At 58.5% G+C, this 24,035-nt stretch carries 18 protein-coding genes; 6 read left to right on the top strand and 12 right to left on the bottom strand.

Annotated elements, in window-relative coordinates; all coding sequences use genetic code 11:
• Positions 1-5: 5 nt before the first annotated feature.
• The 9 genes from APR53_03010 to APR53_02970 form a co-directional block, all read right to left on the bottom strand.
• Positions 6-4,172, bottom strand: coding sequence for a hypothetical protein (locus tag APR53_03010; GenBank protein ID KQC04713.1), 4,167 nt, complete (start codon positions 4,170-4,172; stop codon positions 6-8).
• 599 nt (positions 4,173-4,771) lie between these two features.
• Positions 4,772-6,175, bottom strand: a complete 1,404-nt coding sequence (locus APR53_03005; GenBank protein ID KQC04712.1) for a hypothetical protein — start codon at positions 6,173-6,175, stop codon at positions 4,772-4,774.
• 172 nt (positions 6,176-6,347) lie between these two features.
• A complete protein-coding gene (locus APR53_03000) occupies positions 6,348-7,007 on the bottom strand; it encodes a methyltransferase (GenBank protein ID KQC04711.1) in 660 nt (219 codons plus the stop codon).
• A 246-nt stretch (positions 7,008-7,253) separates the two neighbouring features.
• Positions 7,254-8,204, bottom strand: coding sequence for a nucleoside recognition protein (locus APR53_02995; protein KQC04710.1), 951 nt, complete (start codon positions 8,202-8,204; stop codon positions 7,254-7,256).
• A 207-nt stretch (positions 8,205-8,411) separates the two neighbouring features.
• Entirely contained in the window at positions 8,412-9,506 is a 1,095-nt protein-coding gene (locus tag APR53_02990; protein ID KQC04709.1) for a hypothetical protein, read from the bottom strand.
• Between the two features lie 21 nt (positions 9,507-9,527).
• Positions 9,528-10,748 (bottom strand): ABC transporter permease, encoded by a 1,221-nt coding sequence (locus APR53_02985; GenBank protein KQC04708.1) that lies wholly within the window; start codon positions 10,746-10,748, stop codon positions 9,528-9,530.
• On the bottom strand, positions 10,745-11,413 hold the full coding sequence (locus APR53_02980) for an ABC transporter ATP-binding protein (protein KQC04707.1): 669 nt from the start codon (positions 11,411-11,413) through the stop codon (positions 10,745-10,747). Before APR53_02980 ends, APR53_02985 begins: the two co-directional genes overlap by 4 nt.
• Positions 11,410-12,363 carry a hypothetical protein gene (locus APR53_02975; protein KQC04706.1) on the bottom strand — a complete coding sequence of 318 codons (954 nt, stop codon included), beginning with the start codon at positions 12,361-12,363 and terminating at the stop codon, positions 11,410-11,412. Before APR53_02975 ends, APR53_02980 begins: the two co-directional genes overlap by 4 nt.
• A 19-nt stretch (positions 12,364-12,382) precedes the next feature.
• Positions 12,383-14,170 (bottom strand): hypothetical protein, encoded by a 1,788-nt coding sequence (locus tag APR53_02970; protein ID KQC04705.1) that lies wholly within the window; start codon positions 14,168-14,170, stop codon positions 12,383-12,385.
• 258 nt (positions 14,171-14,428) lie between these two features.
• On the opposite strand from APR53_02970, the gene APR53_02965 reads away from it, so the two are divergent.
• From APR53_02965 to APR53_02950, 4 genes are all read left to right on the top strand, one after another.
• Positions 14,429-17,347 (top strand): hypothetical protein, encoded by a 2,919-nt coding sequence (locus APR53_02965; GenBank protein KQC04704.1) that lies wholly within the window; start codon positions 14,429-14,431, stop codon positions 17,345-17,347.
• A gap of 256 nt (positions 17,348-17,603) precedes the next feature.
• Positions 17,604-18,164 carry a tRNA-Thr(GGU) m(6)t(6)A37 methyltransferase TsaA gene (locus APR53_02960; GenBank protein KQC04703.1) on the top strand — a complete coding sequence of 187 codons (561 nt, stop codon included), beginning with the start codon at positions 17,604-17,606 and terminating at the stop codon, positions 18,162-18,164.
• A gap of 215 nt (positions 18,165-18,379) precedes the next feature.
• A complete protein-coding gene (locus tag APR53_02955; GenBank protein ID KQC04702.1) occupies positions 18,380-18,889 on the top strand; it encodes a hypothetical protein in 510 nt (169 codons plus the stop codon).
• Entirely contained in the window at positions 18,886-19,461 is a 576-nt protein-coding gene (locus APR53_02950) for a hypothetical protein (GenBank protein KQC04701.1), read from the top strand. Before APR53_02955 ends, APR53_02950 begins: the two co-directional genes overlap by 4 nt.
• A 233-nt stretch (positions 19,462-19,694) precedes the next feature.
• Here the strand turns inward: APR53_02950 and APR53_02945 are convergent, their stop codons facing one another.
• Together APR53_02945 and APR53_02940 are read right to left on the bottom strand one after the other, a co-directional pair.
• Positions 19,695-20,348, bottom strand: a complete 654-nt coding sequence (locus APR53_02945) for a hypothetical protein (protein ID KQC04700.1) — start codon at positions 20,346-20,348, stop codon at positions 19,695-19,697.
• 165 nt (positions 20,349-20,513) lie between these two features.
• Positions 20,514-21,512 (bottom strand): hypothetical protein, encoded by a 999-nt coding sequence (locus APR53_02940; GenBank protein KQC04699.1) that lies wholly within the window; start codon positions 21,510-21,512, stop codon positions 20,514-20,516.
• Between the two features lie 228 nt (positions 21,513-21,740).
• On the opposite strand from APR53_02940, the gene APR53_02935 reads away from it, so the two are divergent.
• Complete coding sequence (locus tag APR53_02935; protein KQC04698.1) at positions 21,741-21,938, top strand: hypothetical protein; 198 nt, start codon at positions 21,741-21,743, stop codon at positions 21,936-21,938.
• 89 nt (positions 21,939-22,027) lie between these two features.
• A complete protein-coding gene (locus tag APR53_02930) occupies positions 22,028-23,320 on the top strand; it encodes a proteinase IV (GenBank protein ID KQC04697.1) in 1,293 nt (430 codons plus the stop codon).
• A gap of 343 nt (positions 23,321-23,663) precedes the next feature.
• Here the strand turns inward: APR53_02930 and APR53_02925 are convergent, their stop codons facing one another.
• Complete coding sequence (locus APR53_02925) at positions 23,664-23,873, bottom strand: transporter (protein KQC04696.1); 210 nt, start codon at positions 23,871-23,873, stop codon at positions 23,664-23,666.
• Positions 23,874-24,035: the final 162 nt, after the last annotated feature.

Below are 24,035 nucleotides of genomic sequence, written 5' to 3'. Positions count from 1 at the left end.
GGAGATTATTGATCCGTAATATTCACGGCAAGGCGCCGGAGCTCGTAGGGAGAAACTAAAATTCCCTCGATGCTTTCGGAGGCCCGGTCCCTCTTCAGCTTGAGATCGTATGTGCCGATCTCCAGAAAAGAAAACAGGTACGGGGTAATCGCACCGGTGTCCCGGCCGTACAGGTATATCTTTGCTCCTGCGGGGGTACTATTCACCCAGATAGAACCATAGGAATACGAATCGAGGATGAAACGCACCGCGGCGTCCGCATCGGCGTGCCCCGGGACGAGCCAGAGATCATTTTCAGCGGGAAGATATCCCAGCTTCGACACCATGATGCTGTGAGGACCTTCCGAAACGTTTCCGATACTATAGGGGGTGCAGTAGCCCGTGGGAAAGCCGTCCAGAAAGATATCAGCACCGGAAGGCACTGATTCCACGCTGATAGCACCAAAATCCTGCGATTCCGGCTGAATCTTCATGCTTGTTCCGTCCTCCGCGTTATCGAGCCGGTATGACTGATAGGTCCCGTCATTCTCGATCGTGATAAAGGGATTTGTCTCCCGGATCTGCATATCCTGCGGGATTATACCGGCGGGATATTTTCCGCAGATCGAGAACATCTTCCCCGAATAGTCATCCGAATCGATCGTGACCGTCCTTACCGGCGGCACGGGGACTCCCTGCAGGAACTGCACGGGGGTGATGGCGTCCGGATAAATCCACACGCTTTCCGACGCCGTCCAGGCAACAAGTTTTCCCTCCTCCACAAGCGCCCCCGCCTTCTTGACCTTGATCGTATGAATGCCTTCTTTCAGCCCGTAGATTACTTTCGGGGTGGTAAAACCCACGTTTCTGCTGTCGATATATATTTCGGCACCGCTGGGAACCGATTCGACGCGCACGCCGCCAACGACACTCACTTCGGGGATCTGATCGATCATATCGTACTTCAGCCGGTTCAGATACGGACCGTCGCGGGGGGAGAGGTCGAGATCAATGCACGTGTCCTCCGTGAGGATGATATCCTGCTCGGCCGGCCGGAATCCCTCCAGGTCGAGACGAATGCGGTACTCTCCGGCCTCCAGAGGCCCTGTTGTTGCGGGTGTCGTCTTCCCAAGATATGTCCCGTCGAGGAAAATGAGGGCCCCGGGCGGATTCGACCTTATGGAAAGACTGTACAATGCGCTTGTACTATTCTCCGTCGTCTCTGCCGTCTCGATGACAAGCTCGGACAGCACACCCGCAACATCAGGGGGTAAAACACCCACGCCATTGTCCTGTGCAGGTGAGGGTCCGAAAAGAGAGCCAAACAGGCTGTTCCATACGGCCATAAGCATGGAGAAGAGTGGATTTCCCGAAAGGCCGGATTTATCCGCATCACCCGGTGCTCCGGCCTCCCCTCCGTAGAGCGCATACACCCCGGCACGGGTTATCTCACATGATAGGACGCCCGATTCCTTATCGTATGTCGTAGCGATCCATTCCTGGAGGCCGGTCCCCGGATTGTACCGGGCAAACGAGAGGGAATCGCCGGGAACATCCTCATGACCGGACGCATTGACGGGCGCGGTCAGGACCATCGGGATGTCCGACATTGCATCGTCGGGGCTGATGCGGTATATCCAGCCGGTGGCATTTCCAGCCCCGGCGCTACCGGGCTCCGGACGGGATATTCCGAGCGTTCCGATCATGCCGCCGGTGCTGTCGCGGATCTCGGTCCCTTCCCTGATATACAGCGTGAGGCTTCCGTCGGGCAGCACGATATACTGTGCCGCAGTACCTCCGTTCGCAAGCGAAAGCGCGTACGCCATACGGTGCGTGTCGCTCCCGCCTGTCTGCGTGCGGTCCTGCGGTACGGTTCCCGCCGCTGACTGATTGAGAGTATCGACGGGAGGGGCCCCCTCATCTTCCTGATTCAGAACAAGGAAGATATTCCTGCTTTCGAGATAATCACCCTGTGTGCCGGTATTGTAGCTCCGGATCGCTACGATATTGTCGGAGCGGCTGAGGTACGGTTTGACATCAAGGTCGGCTCTGCTGATCCCCGACGAATCCCCTCGCAACAGGTTGAACCATTCCCAGCCGTTGAACGAAACGAGGTTTTCCCCGGTCTCGGTTCCGGATGCCGCAGAGGCGATGGCGATCAGCCTGGCGCTGCAGATGGCAGAAGTATTTATGGTATCAGAAATCGAGACGGTCGTTGTTGCGCTTTCCGATGTCGTGCCGAATTCCGGAGACGCGAGGATGGCATCGCATCCTTCATAGAGCCAGTAGGTAATGCGGGGGCTGTTTTCATCCCGGTAGACGACGGCAAGCACCGCTCCATGCAGGGCGAACGTTTCATCCCCCGTTCCCGCGTTCCGTACCGTAATCCGGATCTCCCCGGGTGCATTGAGACTGTCGGTGAGATCAAAGCAGTCGGTGGCGAGAATATACTCATACTCTTCTTCGTCTTTTTGATCGGTGTATCTCGAGGCCGCGGGAGTACTTTTTCCATTGACAGAAACCTGGATATGCGGAATAACACCGCTCCTGGTTTCGGTGTTATGCCCCTGAGCCGAGTAGATGAACAGGCGTCCGACTTCAATGGTTCCGGAGGACGGAACGGTGACCGGGAATGTATACTCCCTTGTCTCTTCAGGTTTGAGAAGGCCGGAGTATCCGCTCACATTAACGAGGGATACGCCTCCGCAGAGTGTATCAGTCCGGTAGAGGGCGAGGGCCGTACCCGAATAGCCGGGCCGGTCGGCGGATGCGTCGCCCGCACTCCGGGAGGCAACGGGGGAAAGTTCGAACGATACCTCCGCCGTTTCCCCCTCCTCGACGAAAACCGTCTCAGAAGCGTCGGTATATCCGGATTTCCTGACCATTACAGTATGTTCGCCGATAACCACACCCTCAAGCGTCGCCCCGGTTTTTTCGTCCTGCTGCACGGCATCGAGATAGATATCCGCACCTGCCGGGTCTGAATCGACGTGAATGCTGCCGATAATGGGTTCGAGCGTGAAGTGAACCGTGGTTGTGCCACCTGCCTCCACCGTCACGAGCACTTCATCCGGCTCGTAATAGCCCTCCATAGCCACCGTCACGACGTGATCGCCTGCCGGTAGTTCCCCGAGGGTGGCATTCGTGGCCTGGCCGGTCTCTTCATCATCAAGGAGGATTGCAGCGCCCGCAGGGCTGGAGGTGACGGAAAGGGAGCCCTTCTGTGCTCCCTGATACGAAATCGTCAGCATTGCGAGTGGGATTTTGTAGAACTGTAAGGACCGGGAATATGTCAGGATATTATCGCCCGAACCGGCGACGCTGTCGGTGACATCCCAGGTCTGCGAACCGGCATACCCTCCCTGCGGGGATGCCGCACCGAGATCATCGAGGTTGAAATTGTAGTTTCCGTTCTCGCTTGCGAGGTAGACGACGGAAAGCTCCGAAGATTCCCAGTCGTTGGGAAGGCTTCCTGCCGAAAAGATGCACTCGCCGATGTAATCTTCCCCGAGATAATCATCAGAGTAATAGGTATCCACGTCGTGGCCCTGGTTGACCCAGTATTGCACTTCGTCCGCATCCCCGTCGTCATAGGCGACAACAAGCGTGATGAGCTTGATCCTGCCATCGAAAAAGCCGGTGTATCCCGGATTTTTATCGGTAAAGACCTCAACACCGACGGTTCCGCCATGGATGTTCTCCGTAACATCGTACCACATGAGATAGTCGCTCGTAACCCGGTTGCAGTGGTCGTTCACTGCGACGGCACCGACCCCCCCTTCGCCGGGAAACGAATATTCCACATTCAATGTTTCCGTTCCAAGCGTCCTTTCAAAGCTTCCGTCACCGTTGCCGTCAAGTTTCACCCGTGCCGTCCCTTCGTAATTGTTCTGCATATGTCCGCAGTAAACAGCCACATAAATACGTGCCCATCGGATTTCCGAGTGCTCCGGGAGCAGGAATGTCATGGTCACCGTATTCGGCTGGCCAACGGGCTGACCGGCGGTGCCATATAACGAGTTGAACCAGAGGCCGCCGGAGACCGTGCCAATCTTTTCCGTCGTCAGCGGGATACCGCCAACATAGGTGTCGGCTGAGACGGCGGCCGGAATGAAAACCAGAGCCGCAATAATGCATGCGACGCAAACAGGAAGAAGCTGGCGTAGGGAGACGGTGGTGAGGGACGGGATCATAAACTACTCCTCTCGCAGAAAGTGTCACGCACCATGACGGTTCGGGAACCGGGGATCTGCGAATGCTGTTCTGATGCGAAAAGATAAAAAATTTGTTACATTATATTACATTTTATTCGAAAAGTATGGTAAAAGTAGTCAAAGATGGATTACCTTTGCGAATTGGGGAGAACAGGAAGTGCAAAGATGATGACGATACACCTTGACCGGATTCGTCAGGAAAGTGAGAAGGCGGAGGAGACCCGTCAAATTCCGATCTCCCGGTGACTGCAGCCCTCGCTTTTCCGGTGGCGATAACAGGTTTTCCCGCATGCCGGATCATGACCGGGACCAAAGTATGAAAACGAGATGACAATCGTCCGAAGCAGGAACCGGAAGAGCGAGAGGCTGGCACCCAGTACTCGGCACGGATGATATTGAGAAAATTCCCGCCGTACGTCCTGACCGGCAGGGGGGCGACGACTGCCACCGCCGTGAGGACCCCGAGCATGACGTTATCTGCCATAGCCCGGCTCTTCGATACGGGGGATAATAATAAACTACTCGCAGAATGAATCTGGCCGGCTCGTGGATTTCCGGCCTGAAAAAATGAGAGGGATTCAGGGCCGCCGCCGCAGAAGCAGGGCGGTACAGCCGAGAACACCGAGCAGTGCACCGGGGATGAGGATGCCCGGGAACTCAGGTACGGGAACACCTCCTCCCCCGTCATTCGCAAGCCGGACGATCCACGCATCGGTAAGGATCAGTCCCGTGGGTGTCACGTACCCGGTGACATCACCGTCATCGGACTGGGTAACCCCGACAAGCTCGAAGGTTCCCGGCGTCATCTCCAGGACATCATAGCCGTATTCATCGCGGCTCCCGCCGAGACATTTCTGCCAGACAATCGAATAATCGGCTGCAAGCCTGACCACCCAGATATCTTTATCGCCGTGATTGCCGGAGACATCGCCCCCGCTGGACGTGGTCGTTGCAACGAGAATGTACCCGCCACCGGAAACCGGGCGTATCGTCCCGATGGTCTCGTATCCCTCCCCGCCAAGGGTCGCCTGGCCGAGGATGGTGCCGTCGAATCCGATCTTGACTATCCAGATATCGGCGTCCCCCTGAACGACGCCCGTCACATCGCCGTCGGTGGACTTCGTATCGGCAAGCACGAGATAGCCGTCCGCACACTCGATGAGCCCGGAGCCCCGGTCATACAGGTTGTTGATATCGAGATCGGATCCGCCGTAGCACCGTTCCCAGTCAAGCGCGCCGGACGGCGTGATTTTCAGGATCCAGAGATCCCAGAAGCCATGATAGCCGGGAATCTCGTCCGAGCCGGTGTATCCCCTGATGAGGTAGCCGCCTCCGGAAGTCTCAATGACATCCAGCAGCCCGTCGATATTTTCCCCGCCATAGCAGTAGAACCAGTCGGGGGTGCCGTCGGGAAGGAGTTTTGCCACGAACCCGTCTTCCCACCCGTTGTGGCCGGTAAGCTCCTCAGATGCGGTTACTCCTGTCACGAGGTAGCCGCCGTCGGAGGTCTGGATGACATACCGTGCAACGTCGCTCTCGGTGCCGCCAAGGCACTGTTGCCACGCAATCGTCCGGTCGGGATTGAGTTTCACCACCCATGCATCGCGGCCGCCGTGATTGCCGGACACATCGAGATCGTTGGAATCGGTATACCCGGCGATGATCCATCCGCCGTCAGCGGTCGCAGCGATCGATCTACCGCTGTCGTCATCCGTCCCGCCGTAGCAGTAATCCCAGATTTCGCTGCCGTCGTCGCCCACTTCCGCAAGCCAGAGATCGTTTTGACCTTTTGCACCGGGATGCGTGTTGACGGCCCATTTTCCGGTATCGCCGCAGAACAGGATCTTGCCGCCCCCGAGGGGAACCATGGCAAACGCGTTTTCCGTACATTCCACACCGTAGGTTGTCTGCCAGTCGAGGGCAGGTACCGCGCCCAGAACAGGAGTTGCGAGCATGCACACGGCAAGAAGAGCGATAATCATTGGAATTTTCATAAAAACCACCTATAACCATCCGGTCGTGAAAAATAGTGTTAAAGGTATGCAAAGCACTAATGATCACCCATACGGATTGCACTCTCTCCAGTTGACGTACATCCTGCACCGGCCAAAACTCCCTTGGCTATGTCGCACTCCTTTTCGCAGACCATGCATCTCAGGGGAGCGCCCCGCCGGCCGTCTTGGAGATGACGATCCAGAACCCCTCGTCCCCGAAGATGATATCATAGACCGGAACACCGATATCATCAAGCATAGCCCGGAACCGCTCGGCGTTCTCCGGGGAGATATTTTTCCGGTTCATTTCTTGCCAGTCGGGATTCCTGCGGATCATCTCGGCCGCAATCGAATCCCTCAAGTCCCGGTTACCAAAACCCCCGCCGACGTAGGTCTTTCCGCCCGGTTTGAGGACACGGTAGATCTCCCGGAAGGCGGCATAAATATCATCCCAGAAGAACAGGGATCCCCTGCTGATGATAAGGTCCGCAGTGTCGTCGGGAAGGGGTATGGCGTGCACATCCCCGTAGAGGAGGTGTATCCGGCCGGAAAGTCCGGCCTCTGCGATGTTCCGCACGGCAACCTCGTGCATATGATGCGAAACGTCCAGAGCGATGACCGACAGGCGGGTTGTTCGTGCAACGGCGATGGCCAGCGATGCCGGCCCGCTGCCGATGTCGATGCAGGTTCCTTCGGTAATGCCGAAGCGATCGATGAGTGTCCGGGCGATGACAGGATATACCGGGGCAAAGACGGTTCTGGCAATTTCATCCATGTTGCCGGCCCTTTTTCTTTCAGATCTTTTCTTTCTGTCGGACATAGGCATGACTCACGATTCGGTGGCGGTAACGTCGCTTCTGCACCAGATCGTACCTACATAACACATCAAAAAAGGAAGAATACTTCCATTGATATGGCGGCTGTACTGGCAATGCCTTCGTTTCACGCAGCACAGCCCTCCTGCTGCGTGCAGGCAGCATATCACCTGCGAAGGAGGTGGTGGGGTGGAGCCTTGCTGGTACGACAGAGACACGACCCCCCGGCACCGTTTTAAGCCTCGCCGGACTCAGACAAGTGCCATGACGACAGCGATCGTCACCACCTTTGCCGCCATGCTGGCGCTGTAGGTGACCAGCGTGACGCGAAGACCGTACCTGCCGAAAAGGGAGATGTACAGCGGCCCGGTGTATTTGATGTAGATGTTCGTGATGATGATCATGCTCCCGATGATGAGCGTTATCAGCGCAGTCTTCAGGCCGAGCACGCCTTCGATCATCAGCGAACCGACGATGGCATACCCGGCCGAGAAATGAATGAACTGTGCGACAAGCGCAGCGCTGCTTTCGCCGGGGAGACCGACAAGGCGAAGGATGGGGTCGAAGATCGATGCGACAGCCTCCATCCCGCCAACGCTCCAGAGCACGGAAAAGACCAGCGTTGCCGCCACTGTAGCCGGGAGAACGCGCCAGAGAGTGGGTATAGCGCGGGAAAAGCCCTTTTTTACAGTGGAAGCTGAAAACGATAACGGCTGTTCATCGACAGGATGACAGAGGCCGTTATGATGCGTGCGCAGAAAGAGCTGTGAAAAGATAACTGCGGCGAACGTCTGCAGAAAGCTTGAGAAGAGGTTCAGGAAGGTGTGAAGCATCCCGATGACCGGGCCGAGGAGGACGAGTGCTGTGGGCAGCTGCACCCGGAACAGCGATTCGCCGAGAACGGCCGGAAACGTACCCATCAGGAGTGCGGGAATGATCTCTTCTTTTCTGATTTGTTCATTGCGAAAATAGTCGGCCAGCATTGATTTTCCTGCGGTCACATTGACCGCCATGGCACAGACGCAGACCATGCAGGACTCGGAGAGACCGCAAAACCGGCAAAGCGGGCGTGATATCCTGTTTAGACGGGAAAAAAGCCCTGTTTCGGCAATGATACCTGCCAGTATGATGCCTGCTGTTATGAGCACGGTTGCCCGTATTAGATAGTTGGCGAATGCAGAGAGGTTCCCGATCTCGATCATATTTGCCAGCTGTCGTAGGTCGTAGGGTGCGTGACGGTCATCGGTTGAAATTCTCCGGGCATTGGTTCATTACGAGTCTTTTTTGAAATCGGTTTTCGGAGAGGATAGGGCGGTGCGGCGCGCCGGACCGGGGTGACTCCATCCGTACACACCCCTCCAACGACACCAACCTCCGCTATCATTTCGACGCTGTCGAATTTCAGCCGTTTAAGAGAACCCGAACAACGCCGAAATGCGACCGATAAACCACTCGAAGAAATTCCCGGAGGAGCCTGCCGCCGACGGCACCTCACCGGCACCGTCTTGGATCAGCACCAGAACGGCGTTCCTGTTCTCCATATAGTCCCCTCCCCCCGAGACCGGAACGCTGGCGATCTCGAGCGTGTTTCCCGAGGCTGATACCATGGAGAGCACATCGAGATCGGCAATGCTGATAGCGGAGGAGCCGGCGGAGAGAGGATTATCCCAGGCCGCACCGTTGAACAGAACCTGATGCGGGTCGTTTTCCAGGCCGGAAGCAGCCGTGCTGACCAGGAGAAGGCTGGCACCGGAGAGATCGGCGATCTCCGCGTCGCCGGTAAAAGCCACGCTGGTGCGGGCATCGGCGGCGGTTGTGCCGAAACCTGAGTCCGCGAAGATGATGTCGGATCCTTCGCATATCCAGTAGGTTATTTGAGGTGCAACGGGATCTTCAACGACGGCAAGGAGCAGCAGACCATAGGCCGCAAATTCATGCCCGTCACTCCCGCTGTTTACGACCCTCACCTCCGCCTCTTCGCCTGCCGTGATGATGCTGCTTACGTCGTAGGCAAAGGTCTCCACGGGATAGTCATAGATCCCGCTGCCTTTCCGGTCCTCGTAGACAGCATCGGCCTTGAGCTCCTTTCCGTTCCAGAAGACTGCCGGCGAGGCGGAAATACCCTCCCGTACTGAGGTGTCGTGGCTCCACGTCGTATAGAGATAGAGGCGGGAGAGTACAATCACGCCTTTTTCAGGCACGGGATCGGGAAGCGCGTAGACCTTCTCCTGGCCGGAGAGGATCATCCCGGTGTACCCGCTGGCCGCCGTTGAAAAGAATTCGCCGTGGAGCGTCCCCTTCCGGTACAGTTCCAGGACCGAACCGCGGTACCCCGATGCCGCCGTGGATTCCCCTGATGATGATGCCGGCCCCGTCAGGGCTATCAGCTCCGCCCCGAGGGCACCGGCTGATTCCGGCGGGATTACAATTGCGCCGGCAGGTACGATGCAGGCAACAAGCATGCAGACCGCAAGCGCGGTGAGAATATAGTTCCTCTTTTTCATGGTAGCTATGGCATTCATGTTTCATCTCCCTGATCTGATAGCTTCAACCGGATTGAGGCATGACGCTGTCCAGGCCGGATAGAGCCCGGCAAGCAGGGAGAGCCCCACCGCCAGGACAAAGCCTGCCAGAAGGAGCGGCCAGGTCACCAGCGCGATCTCGGTGTCCAAAAGCCCTGCAAAGGCGTCGCCGAATCGCGAGATCAGGAACGGGCCTCCCAGCGTGTTCAGCATCGCAGCGAATCCCACTCCCAGCAGATCGCCGCAGACCCCCCCGATGCACCCGAGCACTGCACATTCGGAAAGGATGAGCTCCATCACATCCCGTTCCGAAGCGCCGACGGCCATGGCAATGCCAATCTCCCGCGTTCTCTCGTAGACTGAAGTGATCATGGTGCTGGCAATCATCAGCCCGCCGACGGCAAGGGAGAGCCCGGCGAAGATGCCCAGAAAGATGACCACCATGTCCATCATCCGGTTCACGGCCTCGATCTGTTCAAACGAACCCTGGGGCGAGAGGCCAAACTCCCTGAGCCCTTCCGCGACGGAAAAGACCTGCTCCGGTCCTTCGGCCCGGATAAGGACCCCGCTGTACCCCTCGTCGTCTTCGCCGAGCGAGAGGGCCAGATCGAGGTCCATCAGCAGTACCTGGTCATACTCATCGCCCCGCTCTTCAAGGATTCCGACCGGAACAACCGTCACTTTCTCGTCCACCGGACTTCCCCGGGCATCATAGGTTCGCCGGATGAGGACGAGCGGATCCCCGGTGCGGACGCCCTCGTAGCGCTGGAGCTTTTCGCCGAGGGCTGCACCGAGCACCACGTCCCGCGATCCTGCTCCGAAGGTGCTGCCCTTGAGATAGGCCGGGTGGAGTACCGTCTTGAGTCCCGGCGAGGATATCCCTACGAACCGGACATATGTCTGGCCCCGGGTGGCGCACGTTCCCCGCACGACGGGGGAGGAAGCATCGACTCCTGCTAGGCCGCCTGCAGCAGAAGCCCGCGTCGGGGTAATGAGCTGCACGGTCATGCCCTCCACTCCCGGCAGCGCCTCGATGAGGGTCAGGTCGGACTGGCTCCGGATGGCCTCGACCGCCTGGGTGCGTATCCCCTCCCCGAGGGCGACGGTTCCGACGAGCGCTGCCACGCCGATGGCAATGCCGGCAACGGTGAGAACGACCCGCACTCTCCGGCGGGAGAGCTGGCGGACGGCGAGCTGGAAAAACTCCAGCAGGCGGGCGATCATGCCACCACCTGCCCGTCGCGCATCTCGATGGTCCGGTCCGCGTAGGACCCGAGCTCCCGTTCATGGGTCACCACCAGCAGGGTCACGCCCTGTTCACGGTTCAGGCGCCGGAGGAGAGAAAAGATCCCCTCGCTCGTTGCCGAATCAAGGTTCCCCGTGGGCTCGTCCGCGAGAATGAGGGGTGGATCGGCAACCAGCGCCCGCGCTATCGCCACCCGCTGCTGCTCACCGCCGGAGAGCTGACCGGGATAATGGGAGGAACGCCCTTCAAGGCCAACCATTGCAAGAAGCGCCAGTGCCTTTTCCCGCCGCTCGTCCGGGCGCCGGTAATTGAACAGGAGGGGGTACTCGACGTTTTCGCGGGCGGTGAGCGAAGGAAGGAGGTTGAACTGCTGGAAAATGAACCCTATCGTGCTCCTCCTGAGGCCGACAAGCTCCCGCCGGTCGGCATACATAAGGGGCCGTCCCTGAATGAGGACGGTTCCGCCGGTCGGAGCGTCCAGCCCCCCGATAATGTTTAAGAGCGTGCTCTTGCCGCTCCCGCTCCTTCCCACCAGCGATACAAATTCCCCGGTTTCAATCGCCAGATCGACCCCCCGCAGCGCATGCACCCCGCCGGCATAGCTGCGCGAAAGGTTCCGGGTCTCCACCATCAGCGGCGTCATGCCTCTGCCTCCCGGTATGCCACCCGCAGGATGGCGTTGCAGAGCTGGAAATAGTCGCCATTGTCGCGGACTTCTATGAAATTGTCGGAATAGCGGAGGAAGGGGCGCAGTTCGCGCGATGCCGTCCCGATTTGCCGGCTTTCGTCTGCCGAAAAGACATCGGTCCAGGTCCGGCCTTCGTAATTGGGGAAGAGGATTTGTATCACCGGCTCGATGAGGGGGGGGAGCGTTCCCCTTCCGGGGGTATTCAGCCGGAGCTGGTTCATTTCAGGGATCTCCTCGCGGGCAAAGCCGGCGGAAGGGGCCAGGAGAAAAAGCCGGGCCGACGCCACCCGGGAAAGGTCGATCCGTCCCGAAAATTCCACCCGGCTGGTGGCGAGCTCCTCGGGTATGCCGTAGCTGCGGTAGAGGAGGTCGCCCCCCTCGGCAACCCAGATGGATGATTCGGGCTCACCGGCATCCTCGTAGACCGCCAGGAGTGCGGTTCCCTGGATAATGAAGGTGGATTCGTCAGCGGCGGTATTGGCTATCGTAACGGTGACCTCCTGATCGGCAGGGGAAGGGAGGAGGAAGCTGTCCATCCCCGAAAAATAATCATTCTTGCTGGCAAAGCCCTTGCTGTCCGCATAGCGGGCGGACTGCTCGAGAACGAGGCCGTCGGAACCGTCAAGCCGCACCTCCATGGCAGGGTACGATGCTGTCTGGTCACGCCGGCTCCACGTCCAGTAGACGTAGATCCGTTCGTAGAAGACCTGTCCCCCCGGCGGAATATCCCGGAAGAAGGATGCCGTATAGACGCTCCCCGGCGTCAGGGTGCCGCTATAGCCCCCGTCGCCCTCGCAAAAGAGGTAATTGCCGTTCAGGCGTGCGGAATAGACGACCTGGAGCGGCAGATCTCCCGCGTAGCTCGCCGCTGCCGGCGCTGCGGAGAGCAGGAGGACAAGAGCCATTGCGCACCCTGCATGCGGCTTACAGGAACAGAACACTTCCGTCAGCGCGGTTATTGCTGTGATCGACATCATTCAGGACTCCTTTTTCATCGGCAATGACGGTGATTTCATGGGTACCGGGCCAGGTGTGGAGCGGCACCTGTTCCCGGATTATCCCGCCCGGAGCAATGCCCGGGACCGTCAGCCGGGCCGCCCGCTCTCCATCGAGGAAGACATCCACGTCAAATGCCGCAGCATCGCTTCCCCCTGCATTCCGGATCTCCACCGGCAGGGTGTAGGAGATGACCTGACCGGATGCACCGTTATCGGCAGCGGCTAGCGGGACTGCCAGCACGGCAATCATAACCGCTGCGACAAGGAGCAGCCCGGACAGCCGCGATCGCCGGCAGCACAGCCACCAGCCCAGCACGACGCCGGCGGCACCCCCGGCAAGGGGGACGGGAGTGCTGACTGCCGATTCCGCTGCACCCCCGCGGCGCACCGGGTCGCCGATGGCGATGGCGAGGTCGACCGGCGTGCCGACCTGCACGCTTATCCCGGCCTCTGCAGGCGCTGCCCCGTCCGCCGATACCCTGACGGCAACCTCATGCCGCCCTCCCGACGGCTCCCAGGGAACAGCGATCTGCACCCAGCCTGCCGGGGGCAGGGAAACCTGCCGGCTTTCGAGCGGCAGTCCATCGACCATGACCTCCACGGTCAGGGGCCCCGCCGGCGGGCTGCCGGTGTTTCTCACCGTCGCGGCAACAGTCGCCTCCCCGCCTGCATACGCGTCTGCCACCTGAAGGGAATTTACGGAAAGCAAAGGAGTGGAAACCGAATCCGGCCGGGTTATCGTGAGGACGGCAAGGCAGGGATGCAGGTAGTCTTCACCCTCGGGGGTTGCCCCGGCGGTACTGATTGTTCCATCGCCGTCGAGGTCCCGGCCCCGCTCGAAGACCAGAAGGTTTTCGGGCTGCAGGTCGTCTGAAACGTCAAAAGACTCCATATCGACGTAGCGGGTCTCGAGGCCTGCGCCGCCGGCGGCATCGAAGGACCGCTCGTTCCCGATATCCAGTGCGCCGGGCAGGTACGTCTCGTCTTGGGGTGCGGTCCCGAGATCGGCCCCGTTGAAGAGCAGATAGTCCGGCTGCCCTCTCGCGGTGGCGAGCAGGAACACGGAGAGTTCCGCCGTTGTCGTGTCGTCGGTGACCATGCCGGCAAGAGGCACCTCCACCCGGTCCTTTCTCGTGGGATTGGTACCGGCCCACCCTTCACCGTGGAGGTTCTCGTTGCCTTCGAGCACCACGTAGCGGACGAGGTCGCCATCACCGGTCTCGACCGCCGCCACGACCATGACCCCGTAGAGCCGGCCGTCGATTCTGCTGTCCGCCTCTCCCCTGCTGGTAGACAGGGTGACCGTATTTTCGCCCGGTCCGAGGAGAGCGGTTGCGTCCTGCACTATCCAGTAGACGCCATGCCCGCTGCAGTAGACGTCCACGTTCATATCATCCTCGCCATACAGAGTGACGGGATCCAGGGAATACCCGTTGACCGAAAACTGCGCCCAGCCCGAGTACTTCTCGGTTCCGCCCCACACCCCGCCGTAGATCCGTGCCCACACCGGGGCCCGGTCAAGGGTGATGGTGCATTCGGCGGGCGGGTCGGTCAGGCCGTAGGACCCCGCCGTGATCACGACACCCCGGACCTCGCCGTGGGCTGCCGGCCGGAACGCCAAACCCTCGAAATCATAGAGCGCAGCACAGGGTGCCGTGATCAGGAAAATCACAAGAAGCATACAGGGGATTGCAGCCAGCCGGGCGGTATGCATGATGAATACAGGTCACCGGGGGGCATTAACATTGTGATACTCAACTACGTCATACCAAATATGAAAAATAGTTTTATTGATTATACAAAGTGCTAATCAAATTTTATATCATAATATTTATGATTCATGGCGGCATACCCCCGATCATATCCGTGTTACTATAGCGGAGAAAGCACATCTACCGACAGGAATCCGGAGCATACCTGTACACTATGGGGGGATTTATCCCGTCAGACTCCGCGTATCCACGATACCGATGTGAAACGGGGTGATATCATAACAGGTGAAAAATTCGTCCGGAAACCCGGTGTGAGAAACGGGGCAGTCGCAATACTGCTCCTCCTCTGCCTGGTGCCCGGCATCATGGCCGACGATTATGTTGGTGGCGACCCTCCGGTAACCGTGCAAACCGGTACTGTTTCCGGGGGTCTCTATGTCGATGCAACGCTTGATTTCTTCGGATCAGAGGTGAATAAGACTTTTTCCGATATTCCTGACGCAAGCGATATTGCGTGGGCCAGGCTGTACGTTGTGGTCTATTGCGGGACCATGCAGAGCAACTACGATGGCCGGGCAACCGTCTCTTTCGATGGGGACGGGGACGGCACCTTCGAAACACCACTGGGGAGGGAGGAGCTGAACGTCGAGTATGTCTACGAATATGACGGCGGCACCACGCCCGTGGTGGTGAACGACCACTGCAACCGGGTCACGAGCGACTACCTGATGTGGTATAATGTAACATCCCTCATCAGTTCGCGGGCACCGAAAGCACGGGTAGCAACCACAAAGGTCCATAGCAGTTTCGACGGCCGGATTAAGATGCTAACGCTTTTCGTTGCCTATAACGACGGCGATTCGGATAAGGTAAGGTACTGGGTGAACCAGGGGCATGATGTTGACTCCTTCTTTACTGATGATGCCGGGAATCCGTACGCCGGGATGACGACCTTCGACCTCACCGGATTATCGGGAAGGGTTGAATCGGCAACACTTTTGGTAAACCACCTCGCGAGCACGGACGGCACCTATGCCTGGAACGGTGATGCGATCCCCGCCGATCCGCCGGATGGAAATTATCAGGGCGTGTACTTCGGAACCAATACATGGAATGTCACCTCTCAGGTACTCACGGGCGATGTCAATGACCTCACTTATGATCGGAATGCATCCTTCTATAAGATCCCGCTCGCCACGCTCGAGGTGGTAATGGAGGGAGAACCGCCGGTGGACATTCCGGTTGCCGGCTTTACGGCGGACACGATCTCCGGCACGGCTCCTCTCACCGTCCACTTCACGGATCTCTCCACCAACACCCCGACCTCGTGGGCATGGGACTTCGATACCGACGGCACGGTCGATAGTTCTGATCGGAACCCCATCCACACGTACTACAATGCCGGCACCTGTACGGTGAAACTCACTGCGTCAAATTCGTGTGGCAGCGACGAGGAAATCAAGGTCGATTACATCACCGTTACCGCTGCTCCGGCCTGCGACCTCACCCCCTCACTGGTGAACCCGGACACCGGCAACGTCTTTGCAAAGGAGCCGAACCGGGTACGGATCAACGTAAAGAACAACGGTCTGGAGTTCTCTCCCGAAACCGAGGTCCGACTCACATCAACCGATGGAGTTGATGTACGTGAAATCGTGCCGGCGATTGCCGCAGGTGCAATCGTGCCCGTATATGTGATCGATCCCACCATTCGGACAACAGAAGGGGGGATCGTCACGTACACTGCCATCGTGGACCCGGACGACATGGTCTCCGAAACGGATGAGGCGAACAATGCCAAAGCCGGCACGGCCAAGACGGTGAAGTTCAACGGTTACAAGGGCAAACGCTACTGGGACGACAGCGATGTCACGACAAAGAAGACCTTTGACCTCAGGGGAGGGATCCTGCATTCGTCCGGCGACAGTGCCTATATGGCCGGCGGTATCGGTAGAAGCGGCTGGTCCTCCTACACCGTTACCTGGACGAGCGGAGATCTCCCCCTTCCCGAAGGGGCAACCCTACAGGAAGCACGCCTCTATGTTCCCTATACATGGGATGACACCAGTCAGATTCCGGACCATCTGGATATCACCTTCAATGGAATTACCGCGGCCCCCCAGAACCACTACCAGGACAGGAGCAATTTCGGAGGCTATCCGAACCACGACTACGGACTGCTCACGTATGATGTTACGGGCCTGTTCAATCCTTCAGGCAACAGTGCGGTCATCTCCAAAGACGATGTGAATACAAATGTTGCCATGTACGGCCTCACACTCGCGGTGGTATATGCTGATCCTGACGCTACACGAAAACAGATCTTCTTAAACGAGGAGTTCGATCTCCTTGGTGCCGATGCGACCGGCTACGCAACCACGCCCGGGGAGGCAACCGCATATGTGCCCTTCTCCGGCATGACAATCGATCCGGGAGACGCGGTCGCAGCAAAACTTGTCACGTTCGTTCCGTCCGGGAATGGACCGGAAGGCGACCTGCTCTTCAATGGAGCGACCATTGCAAGCCGTGTGTGGGACAACGGGATCACGCAGGTAGCTGTTGATACCCATGATGTGGTAACTTCCCTGCTTCCTTCCGGGAACGAAGCCGCCATCAGGAGCACCTCCGGCTCGACTCCCGTGATGGCAGCAAGCCATGCCTTCCTGATCATCGAATACATTGATGCCGCACCGGTCGCCGATTTCGAGGCGGAGCCCCGGTCCGGTGAGGCGCCGCTCACCGTCCGGTTTACAGACACCTCGACCGGGTACATCACACACCTGGCATGGGACTTTGACAACGACGGCACCACAGACAGCACTGATGAGAGCCCTGACCATGAGTACGCACTATCCGGCACATACACCGTCAAACTCACCGTCACCGGGCCCGGCGGGAGCGATGACGAAGTCAAGACGGATTACATTACCGTCACTGCCGTCCCGGCCCTTTCCCCGCTCCCCGGCTATACAAACCTCCCGCAGGATCCCGACGGGGACGGGCTCTTCGAGGATGTGAACGGCGACAGTATTTTCAGTTTCGGTGATATTCGTACATTCTTCGAATACTATGATGCGTGGATCCCGGCCAATGAACCGGGTGAGTGTTTTGATTATGATAATAATTCCATGATCGGGTTTGGAGATGTGCGGGCACTCTTCACTGAGTGGGGGACATAACGCAGGGCGATTCACGGTGTCATTCCTTTTTTAAATAAAAATTTAAACCGGCCTTTGCGGATTTGTGGGGGATGTGCTGCGATACCCCCCCGGGTGACATGTTTTTACACCCAGCGTCACCGCTGCGAGCGAACCATTCAGCGGAACTGCGGCAGAGCCTGCACCAGCAAAGAATATGGCAGAATTCAGAAAAAGAACCTTCTTGTGCATCCATTGCGAACCTATCCAGCAAGCAGAGCACAGGAGTACCCTTAGTATGCACGAACCCCCGGCACCATTACCCGAATTATCCCGTATCGTTCTCCGGCCCGTGGGAATCATCCACAACACCGTACAGGAACCCTTCCTCGTTGCCGACGGGGACGGCATTTCAATGCGGGGAGAAGCCGACGTGAACAGGGCCAGGATCCGCAGCGCACGGGAGGATATCTCCGAAATTACCCTCCGGGATGACGTGAGCCGGGCGCTCGAAGGCATAGAGGAGTATTCCCACCTCATGGTGCTGTACTGGGGCCACAAAGTGCCTGAAGAGAGCCGGGCGCTTACCCGCGTGCACCCGATGGGCAGGAAGGATATCCCGGCGACGGGGCTCTTTTCGACCTGCAGCCCCGCACGGCCCAATCCGGTTCTTGTGACCGTCGTCCGGCTGCACGCACACCGGAGAAACGTGCTGGAGGTTTCCGGCCTCGACGCCGTCGACGGCAGCCCCGTCATCGACATCAAGCCCTATGTCCCGGCACAGTTCCCGCAGGAAGCCGTGCGGGTTCCGGTCTGGATGGACCGGCTCATGAAAGAAGTGGGCGAGCGTCGAGGGTGAGAGAACTCCGGCAGCCACTCCTTTTTTCCCGGCCGGGCTGGCTCCACCCTGTCACCCTTTAAACCGACGGCAGGGAGACATTATCCGTCTATTCCTCCGCACCGGCGAACGAAGGATCGTGCCGAAGACGGGGGCGCCTGCCCGCATATCTTCATGGAGCAGGGATACCATTATATTGTAAAGCTACTATACAATATTGTATAGCAGGTAATCAAATGGCAAAACCCACAGAAAATGAAACGGCCTTCAGCCGGTTGTGCGCCCTCTGGATGAAGACAATGAACAGGATGAACGAAATCGAGGCCATCCCGACGGATTTCGGCACGGGACAGCTCCTTCACCCATCCGAAATCCACACCATCCAGGCGCTCGGTCTTCACCCGGATATGAACGTGACCGAACTCGGGGCCATGATGGGCGTCAGCCGCGGGGCTGCGTCTCAGATGGTAGGCAGACTCGCCGGGAAAGGGCTCATCGAGAAATACCGCCTGCCGGACAACGAAAAGGAGGTCCGCCTCCGTCTGACACCGGAGGGAACGATTGCATTCCACGGGCATGAAGCGGAGCACGAATGGGTTCACCGGCGAATATACGAGCGTGTCGGGGATCTGGATCCCAAAGCCTGCGAACTGCTCTTTCCGGTTTTTCAGGCAATCGATGAGGTGACCCGGGAGATGCTCGATGAGCGCCGTCATGCCACCCGTGCACCGGAGGAGAGGACATGACCGGCAAACATGACATCTGTCCGGCCTCGCATGCCGGAATGCTCGATCACCCGATCCGGCGACTGATCCAGTCGCCGGGACGGATCCTCGGCCGTTACATCCGTGCCGGAGACAGGGTGCTTGATGTAGGCTGCGGACCCGGCTTTTTTTCCCGGGCGATGGCCCGGATGGTGGGCGAGTCCGGGTGCGTCGTCGCCGCCGACCTGCAGGATGAGATGCTTGCGATGCTTCGGGAGCGGGCAGAGAAAGAAGGAATCCTCTCCCGGATCCAAACTCACAGAACCCGCCCGGAGACGCTCGAACTCGGAAAAGCCGACCCGTTCGACTTCGTTCTTGCTTTCTACGTCGTCCACGAGACGCCCGACGCCGGTCGTTTCTTCGGGGAAATTGCCGCGGCACTCCGTCCCGGCGGAAGAATGCTTGTCGTCGAGCCGTCGCATCACGTAGACGAGCAGGAGTTTGAGGGGGAAGTGGCGGCCGCCCGGGCGGCTGGTTTTGTGCCGGAGAAAGGGCCTTGGGTCCTGTTCAGCCGGACGGTGCTCCTGAAAAAACCGGCTGAGAAAAAGCAGTGAAAATCTGCTGTCAAAGAGGGGAAGTCAGCATAGAGGATAATAGAAACAGTATTACCCTCCGTCTTTTTCCGGAAATTTTCTACGATTCTGAATTTTGTTCGTAGATCAGGCGCCGCGGGCCCCGGAGCGGGCCGGGACCGCAGGATCTTCTGGAAGGATTGATTATCAGGTGAAAACGGCAAACCGGGGTGGATAACCGGTTGCCGTGCATGATCTCGATACGGACGCACCCCTCATGCCGCATGGCCGGGTTTTTTCGACTGCGCCCGGAGCATCGCGAGACCGTATATGCCTGCGGCGAGCAGCGTGAGATCTATATAGAAGCCATAGAGCGCCGGGGCGAAGATCCCTGCAAAGAATGCCCACCAGAGGAGCAGTGCAAATAGCAGCGTAAAGTACAGCCGGTCGGTCCTGAGCGTACCCATCGATGTTGAAAGGAGAGCGATGGCGAGCATCGTAGCCGGGCAGGGTGCGGCGGGCAGCGGCCCCCCGGGATACGGGTGCCCCGAAAGCCATCCGGCAACCGTGTACAGCCCGAGCGCCCAGACAAACCAGGCAAGCGTGGCATACCGAAGCCAGCCGGATGCGGGCAGGGCGATGCGGATCTTCTTCCGCACGATGTCGGCGGCAAAAAGGATCCCCACCAATGCAAAAGGAATCCCGCCGGCAATCGCGGACTGCGTCATATACGAAAAGAAGAACACGGTGCCGTTCCAGAGAAAGACAAGGGCCAGAACCCCTCTGATAAGGGTATGAGATTGTTCATTCCCCTGTTGTGCGAGCACCGCCGCCGTGGCGATCATGAGCAAAATCCACAGGAGGATATTCACAAAAAGCCATTCCGTGTTGTAGACGGAAAATTGGATGTAAAAATACGATGCGTCCATAGTTACCTCACTCAACCGGCAATCCCGTCATGCCCTCGGCAGATAGTCATGGCGTGTGCTTCATCTTGAAGCAAACGGGCAAACGAAGCGGCCGTGCGAAGACATGGGAGAAGAAAGGAATGGGGAAAGGGGTACTTTGGAGCCTGCTGCCCGGCTATGTGCCGGTCACCGCCCCCGCCACGGCTCCCGGAGCGTCGCGGGGCAGCGATCACGGAGCGGGCATGCTCCGCAGTTCCGGGGGTGCGTCGGGCATCCGTAGAAAGCCGCATAGGCGGCGGTCAGGGCTGCAGCCGGATTTCCCTCATACCTGTCGGCGAGCCTTTCCGCCTCGGCTGCGACTCCGTCAGGCACCATCTCAGGGTAATAACCGCTCCATGCAACATCGTCAAGCCCCGCTTCACGGCAGGCCCCGCAGAGCCGTTCCATCTCGTCACGCGACGGGCCGGGATGGTAGTAGAGGACGTTGTTCGGCCTGAATCCGATGAGCCGGTAGGGTACGGTCGGGTCGAGCGAGGCGATGAACTCCGCGATGTCGTCCACCTCCCCGTCGGTCATTCCGGGGATGACAACCGTCCTGAACACCCGGATCCGGTCCCGCCCCTCGCGCACGAGATAATCCGCATTCCGGAGCACGGGGCCCGAGGGCGCCCCGGTAAGGGCACGATGGACGGGGTCGGAAAATGCCTTGATCTCGAGGGTGATCACCCGGCAGAGGTCCACGATCCGTGCCATCGTCTCCGGTGTCGCAAATCCGCCGGTCGAGATCCCGATCCCCGCGGAAAGCCCCTGCCGCTCCACCTCGGCGGCCACCTCTTCGATGTAGGGGAGGTGGATGATCGGGTCCCCGCCCGTAAAGCCGATCGTACGGATACGGGGGCCGGAAAAGGCGGCGATTTGCTCACGCGCCTCCGCAACCAGCACCTCCGGCGGCATATAGCCCCTGTATCGCCAGCCGGGATCGGGGTACTGCGAGATCCGGTATGCGTTGCAGTGAAGGCACCGGTAGCAGCAGCCGAGGAGGGTGACGATATAGCTGGCAAGCGATCCCGAGCACATCGTCGCCGCAACCTCCGCACGTCCGATGCGGCATACCCCGGGTTCTCCCCGCAGGCGGTCGACGCTGCACCGCCACTCGCACAGGCAACAGGATTCCAGCTCCTTCATACCCTTCCGTGGCATATCCGCCCCCAATAATCTTTGGGCCCTTTCACTCTCATCCGGGAAACGTTGGGAGGAATGAACGACGGGTAATCACCATGGTGGATGATCCATGGTACGCTGACACGCCTGCTGCTTCGATCGGATGACGGGGAAAGACGAAAAGATATGTTCGCGGATTTTATCCGCGCAATGAAATAAGGGCATATATACGGACGATCATATCCCCCTGTCATGTCAGATGGTGATGTGGATACGTACAATTATAAAGGCTGGTTAATCTCCGATAGCTTTTGGAAGCGTGCACTTGCTGTTATGGCGTATTCGATAGTCGGACAGCTGATTGTTTTTCTGATTATCGGTATCCTGATTGTGGTATTGGTGGTGATTACAGCGTTTGTGTTCGGTATGGGTATGTCAGGCATCATTTAATTGCGGGGGCTTTCGTTTCCCGACAATAACTTCGAAAAAAATCGCATCCAACGCCAGATATAATTCATCGGGGATGCAAGTACTCGGCCATGGAGCCAAAAATCATCGGTGTTTGTGTCCTTGCGGCGCTCGCAATCCTCTGCATGGCCGGTGCAGGGTGTACCGGCACGGCCCCGGCAGACGCCGTCCCCCCTACGATGGAGGAGCAGCCCGGTGCCGAATCCGCATCGCCGGCTGAGGAGACGGTGGCGGATGCCAGCAACCGCTTTGCCTGCGATCTGTATTCACGTCTGGCCGCGGATCCCGAATATTCGGAAAGCAACCTCTTCTTCTCACCGTTTTCCCTTTCGTCGGCCTGTGCGATCACCTCCGAGGGCGCCCGCGGCACGACCGCCGATGAAATACGCTCTGTCCTGCATTTCCCGGACGACAGCGCCACACTGAGAGAAGGATTCTCCGGCATGGACGCACGACTGAACACCGGAGACGCGAGCTACACCCTGCGCACGGCAAACGCATTGTGGGCGGAAAAGACACATGGGTTCCTCCCTGACTATATCGCAACGGCTGAAACCTGGTACGGCGCAAAGACCACGAACCTCGATTTTATTACTGCCCCGGACGAATCGCGGCAGATTATCAACACCTGGGTTGAGAATGAGACCGGGCAGAAAATCAGGGAATTGATTCCTCCCGATGCCATCGATCCGCAAACACGACTCGTGATCACCAATGCGATCTACTTCAGGGGCGACTGGGTGTTTGAGTTTGACAAAAACAAAACCCGCGAAGCCGATTTCATCACCGCGTCGGGAACCACCGTCAGGGTGCCGATGATGGAAAGAACCGATGAGAATGCCGTGTACCGATATGCGGAAAGCGGCGACCTCCAGCTTCTCGGAATGCCATACGAACACGGAAGCGGAACAAAACTCTCCATGATCGTTCTCCTTCCGAAAGGAGATGATCTTTCGGTGATCGAGCGGTCTCTCACGGCAGAGAACCTCGCAGCATGGCAGGAATCGGCGACATCCCGCCGTGTCAGAGTCTGGCTTCCGAAATTCACGCTCGAAACGAAGTATTTCCTGCCGAAAACACTGAGTGAGATGGGGATGCCGACTGCCTTTACCACGGCCGCGGATTTCTCGGGGCTGGACGGAAGCCGCGACCTCTTCATCACCGATGTCATCCACCAGGCCTGTCTCGATGTGAACGAGGAGGGAACCGAGGCCGCCGCCGCGACGGCCGTCATCCTTGGAAAGGGCATTGCCGGGCCGGCCCCCGTATTCAGGGCGGACCATCCATTCCTCTTCCTCATTCAGGATGACGAGACCGGGACTATTCTCTTCATGGGCCGGGTCGTCGCGCCGGACGGATCATAATTTCTTATCGGAGGGGGGAAAGCATCATTTCCCCCGCCCCTCTTTCCACTCACCCCTTTCCGGCATCCCGCCGCTCCCTCCCGGAAGATATCTCAGCCAAACACTTATGCCGGAGAGGGGAGATATTCCGGCGGTGAAAGAAAATGCCTGATGGCCGTTTCGGAGGGGGAAGGGGACGCCGCGGCAATCCGCCGACGGCATGCGTCTGCCCCACATGTGGTTACCGGACCCAAAAGACTGCCGGCATGCCCTGTCGTCAGATGACGTGCCCCAAATGCGGCATCCCCCTGCTGGGGGAGTGAATGTACGTCGGCCGGCAAACAGTCCTTTGGCACAGGATGTCCTAGTCCAGCGCCACCATTACGTTCGACGCTTTGATAACAGTCGAGACTTTCCTGCCTTCGGCAAGATGCATCCGCTCTGCCGATTTTTTCGTGATGAGCGACGTGATCTCCAGCCCGCCGGGGAGTTCGATGACAAGCTCGGCGAGTATCTGGCCGTACTGGATTGATATGACCGTTCCCGTAAACACGTTTCGCGCACTAATCTCCATGGTGTTCACCGGAACGGAATATACAATGATTTATTTTAAACATTTCGATGAAGGCAATCATTATTCGTATACAGGGAGCAGCCGGCCGGCAGGGCGATCGCGATGCGGGAACCTCTCGGGTGTCTACCCGGCATCAGATTTATTTGGTTTTTTTGAAAAACT

Source organism: Methanoculleus sp. SDB (assembly GCA_001412355.1).
Classification (GTDB): domain Archaea; phylum Halobacteriota; class Methanomicrobia; order Methanomicrobiales; family Methanomicrobiaceae; genus LKUD01.
This window is presented reverse-complemented; position numbering and strand designations above follow the sequence as displayed.

Excerpts from the sequence above, each read along its gene's own strand:
- APR53_03010 (KQC04713.1), bottom strand. The coding sequence starts at position 4,172 with ATGATCCCGTCCCTCACCACCGTCTCCCTACGCCAGCTTCTTCCTGTT.
- APR53_03005 (KQC04712.1), bottom strand. The coding sequence starts at position 6,175 with ATGATTATCGCTCTTCTTGCCGTGTGCATGCTCGCAACTCCTGTTCTG.
- APR53_03000 (KQC04711.1), bottom strand. The coding sequence starts at position 7,007 with ATGTCCGACAGAAAGAAAAGATCTGAAAGAAAAAGGGCCGGCAACATG.
- APR53_02995 (KQC04710.1), bottom strand. The coding sequence starts at position 8,204 with ATGATCGAGATCGGGAACCTCTCTGCATTCGCCAACTATCTAATACGG.
- APR53_02990 (KQC04709.1), bottom strand. The coding sequence starts at position 9,506 with ATGAAAAAGAGGAACTATATTCTCACCGCGCTTGCGGTCTGCATGCTT.
- APR53_02985 (KQC04708.1), bottom strand. The coding sequence starts at position 10,748 with ATGATCGCCCGCCTGCTGGAGTTTTTCCAGCTCGCCGTCCGCCAGCTC.
- APR53_02980 (KQC04707.1), bottom strand. The coding sequence starts at position 11,413 with ATGACGCCGCTGATGGTGGAGACCCGGAACCTTTCGCGCAGCTATGCC.
- APR53_02975 (KQC04706.1), bottom strand. The coding sequence starts at position 12,363 with ATGGCTCTTGTCCTCCTGCTCTCCGCAGCGCCGGCAGCGGCGAGCTAC.
- APR53_02970 (KQC04705.1), bottom strand. The coding sequence starts at position 14,170 with ATGCATACCGCCCGGCTGGCTGCAATCCCCTGTATGCTTCTTGTGATT.
- APR53_02960 (KQC04703.1), top strand. The coding sequence starts at position 17,604 with ATGCACGAACCCCCGGCACCATTACCCGAATTATCCCGTATCGTTCTC.
- APR53_02955 (KQC04702.1), top strand. The coding sequence starts at position 18,380 with ATGGCAAAACCCACAGAAAATGAAACGGCCTTCAGCCGGTTGTGCGCC.
- APR53_02950 (KQC04701.1), top strand. The coding sequence starts at position 18,886 with ATGACCGGCAAACATGACATCTGTCCGGCCTCGCATGCCGGAATGCTC.
- APR53_02945 (KQC04700.1), bottom strand. The coding sequence starts at position 20,348 with ATGGACGCATCGTATTTTTACATCCAATTTTCCGTCTACAACACGGAA.
- APR53_02940 (KQC04699.1), bottom strand. The coding sequence starts at position 21,512 with ATGAAGGAGCTGGAATCCTGTTGCCTGTGCGAGTGGCGGTGCAGCGTC.
- APR53_02935 (KQC04698.1), top strand. The coding sequence starts at position 21,741 with ATGTCAGATGGTGATGTGGATACGTACAATTATAAAGGCTGGTTAATC.
- APR53_02930 (KQC04697.1), top strand. The coding sequence starts at position 22,028 with ATGGAGCCAAAAATCATCGGTGTTTGTGTCCTTGCGGCGCTCGCAATC.
- APR53_02925 (KQC04696.1), bottom strand. The coding sequence starts at position 23,873 with ATGGAGATTAGTGCGCGAAACGTGTTTACGGGAACGGTCATATCAATC.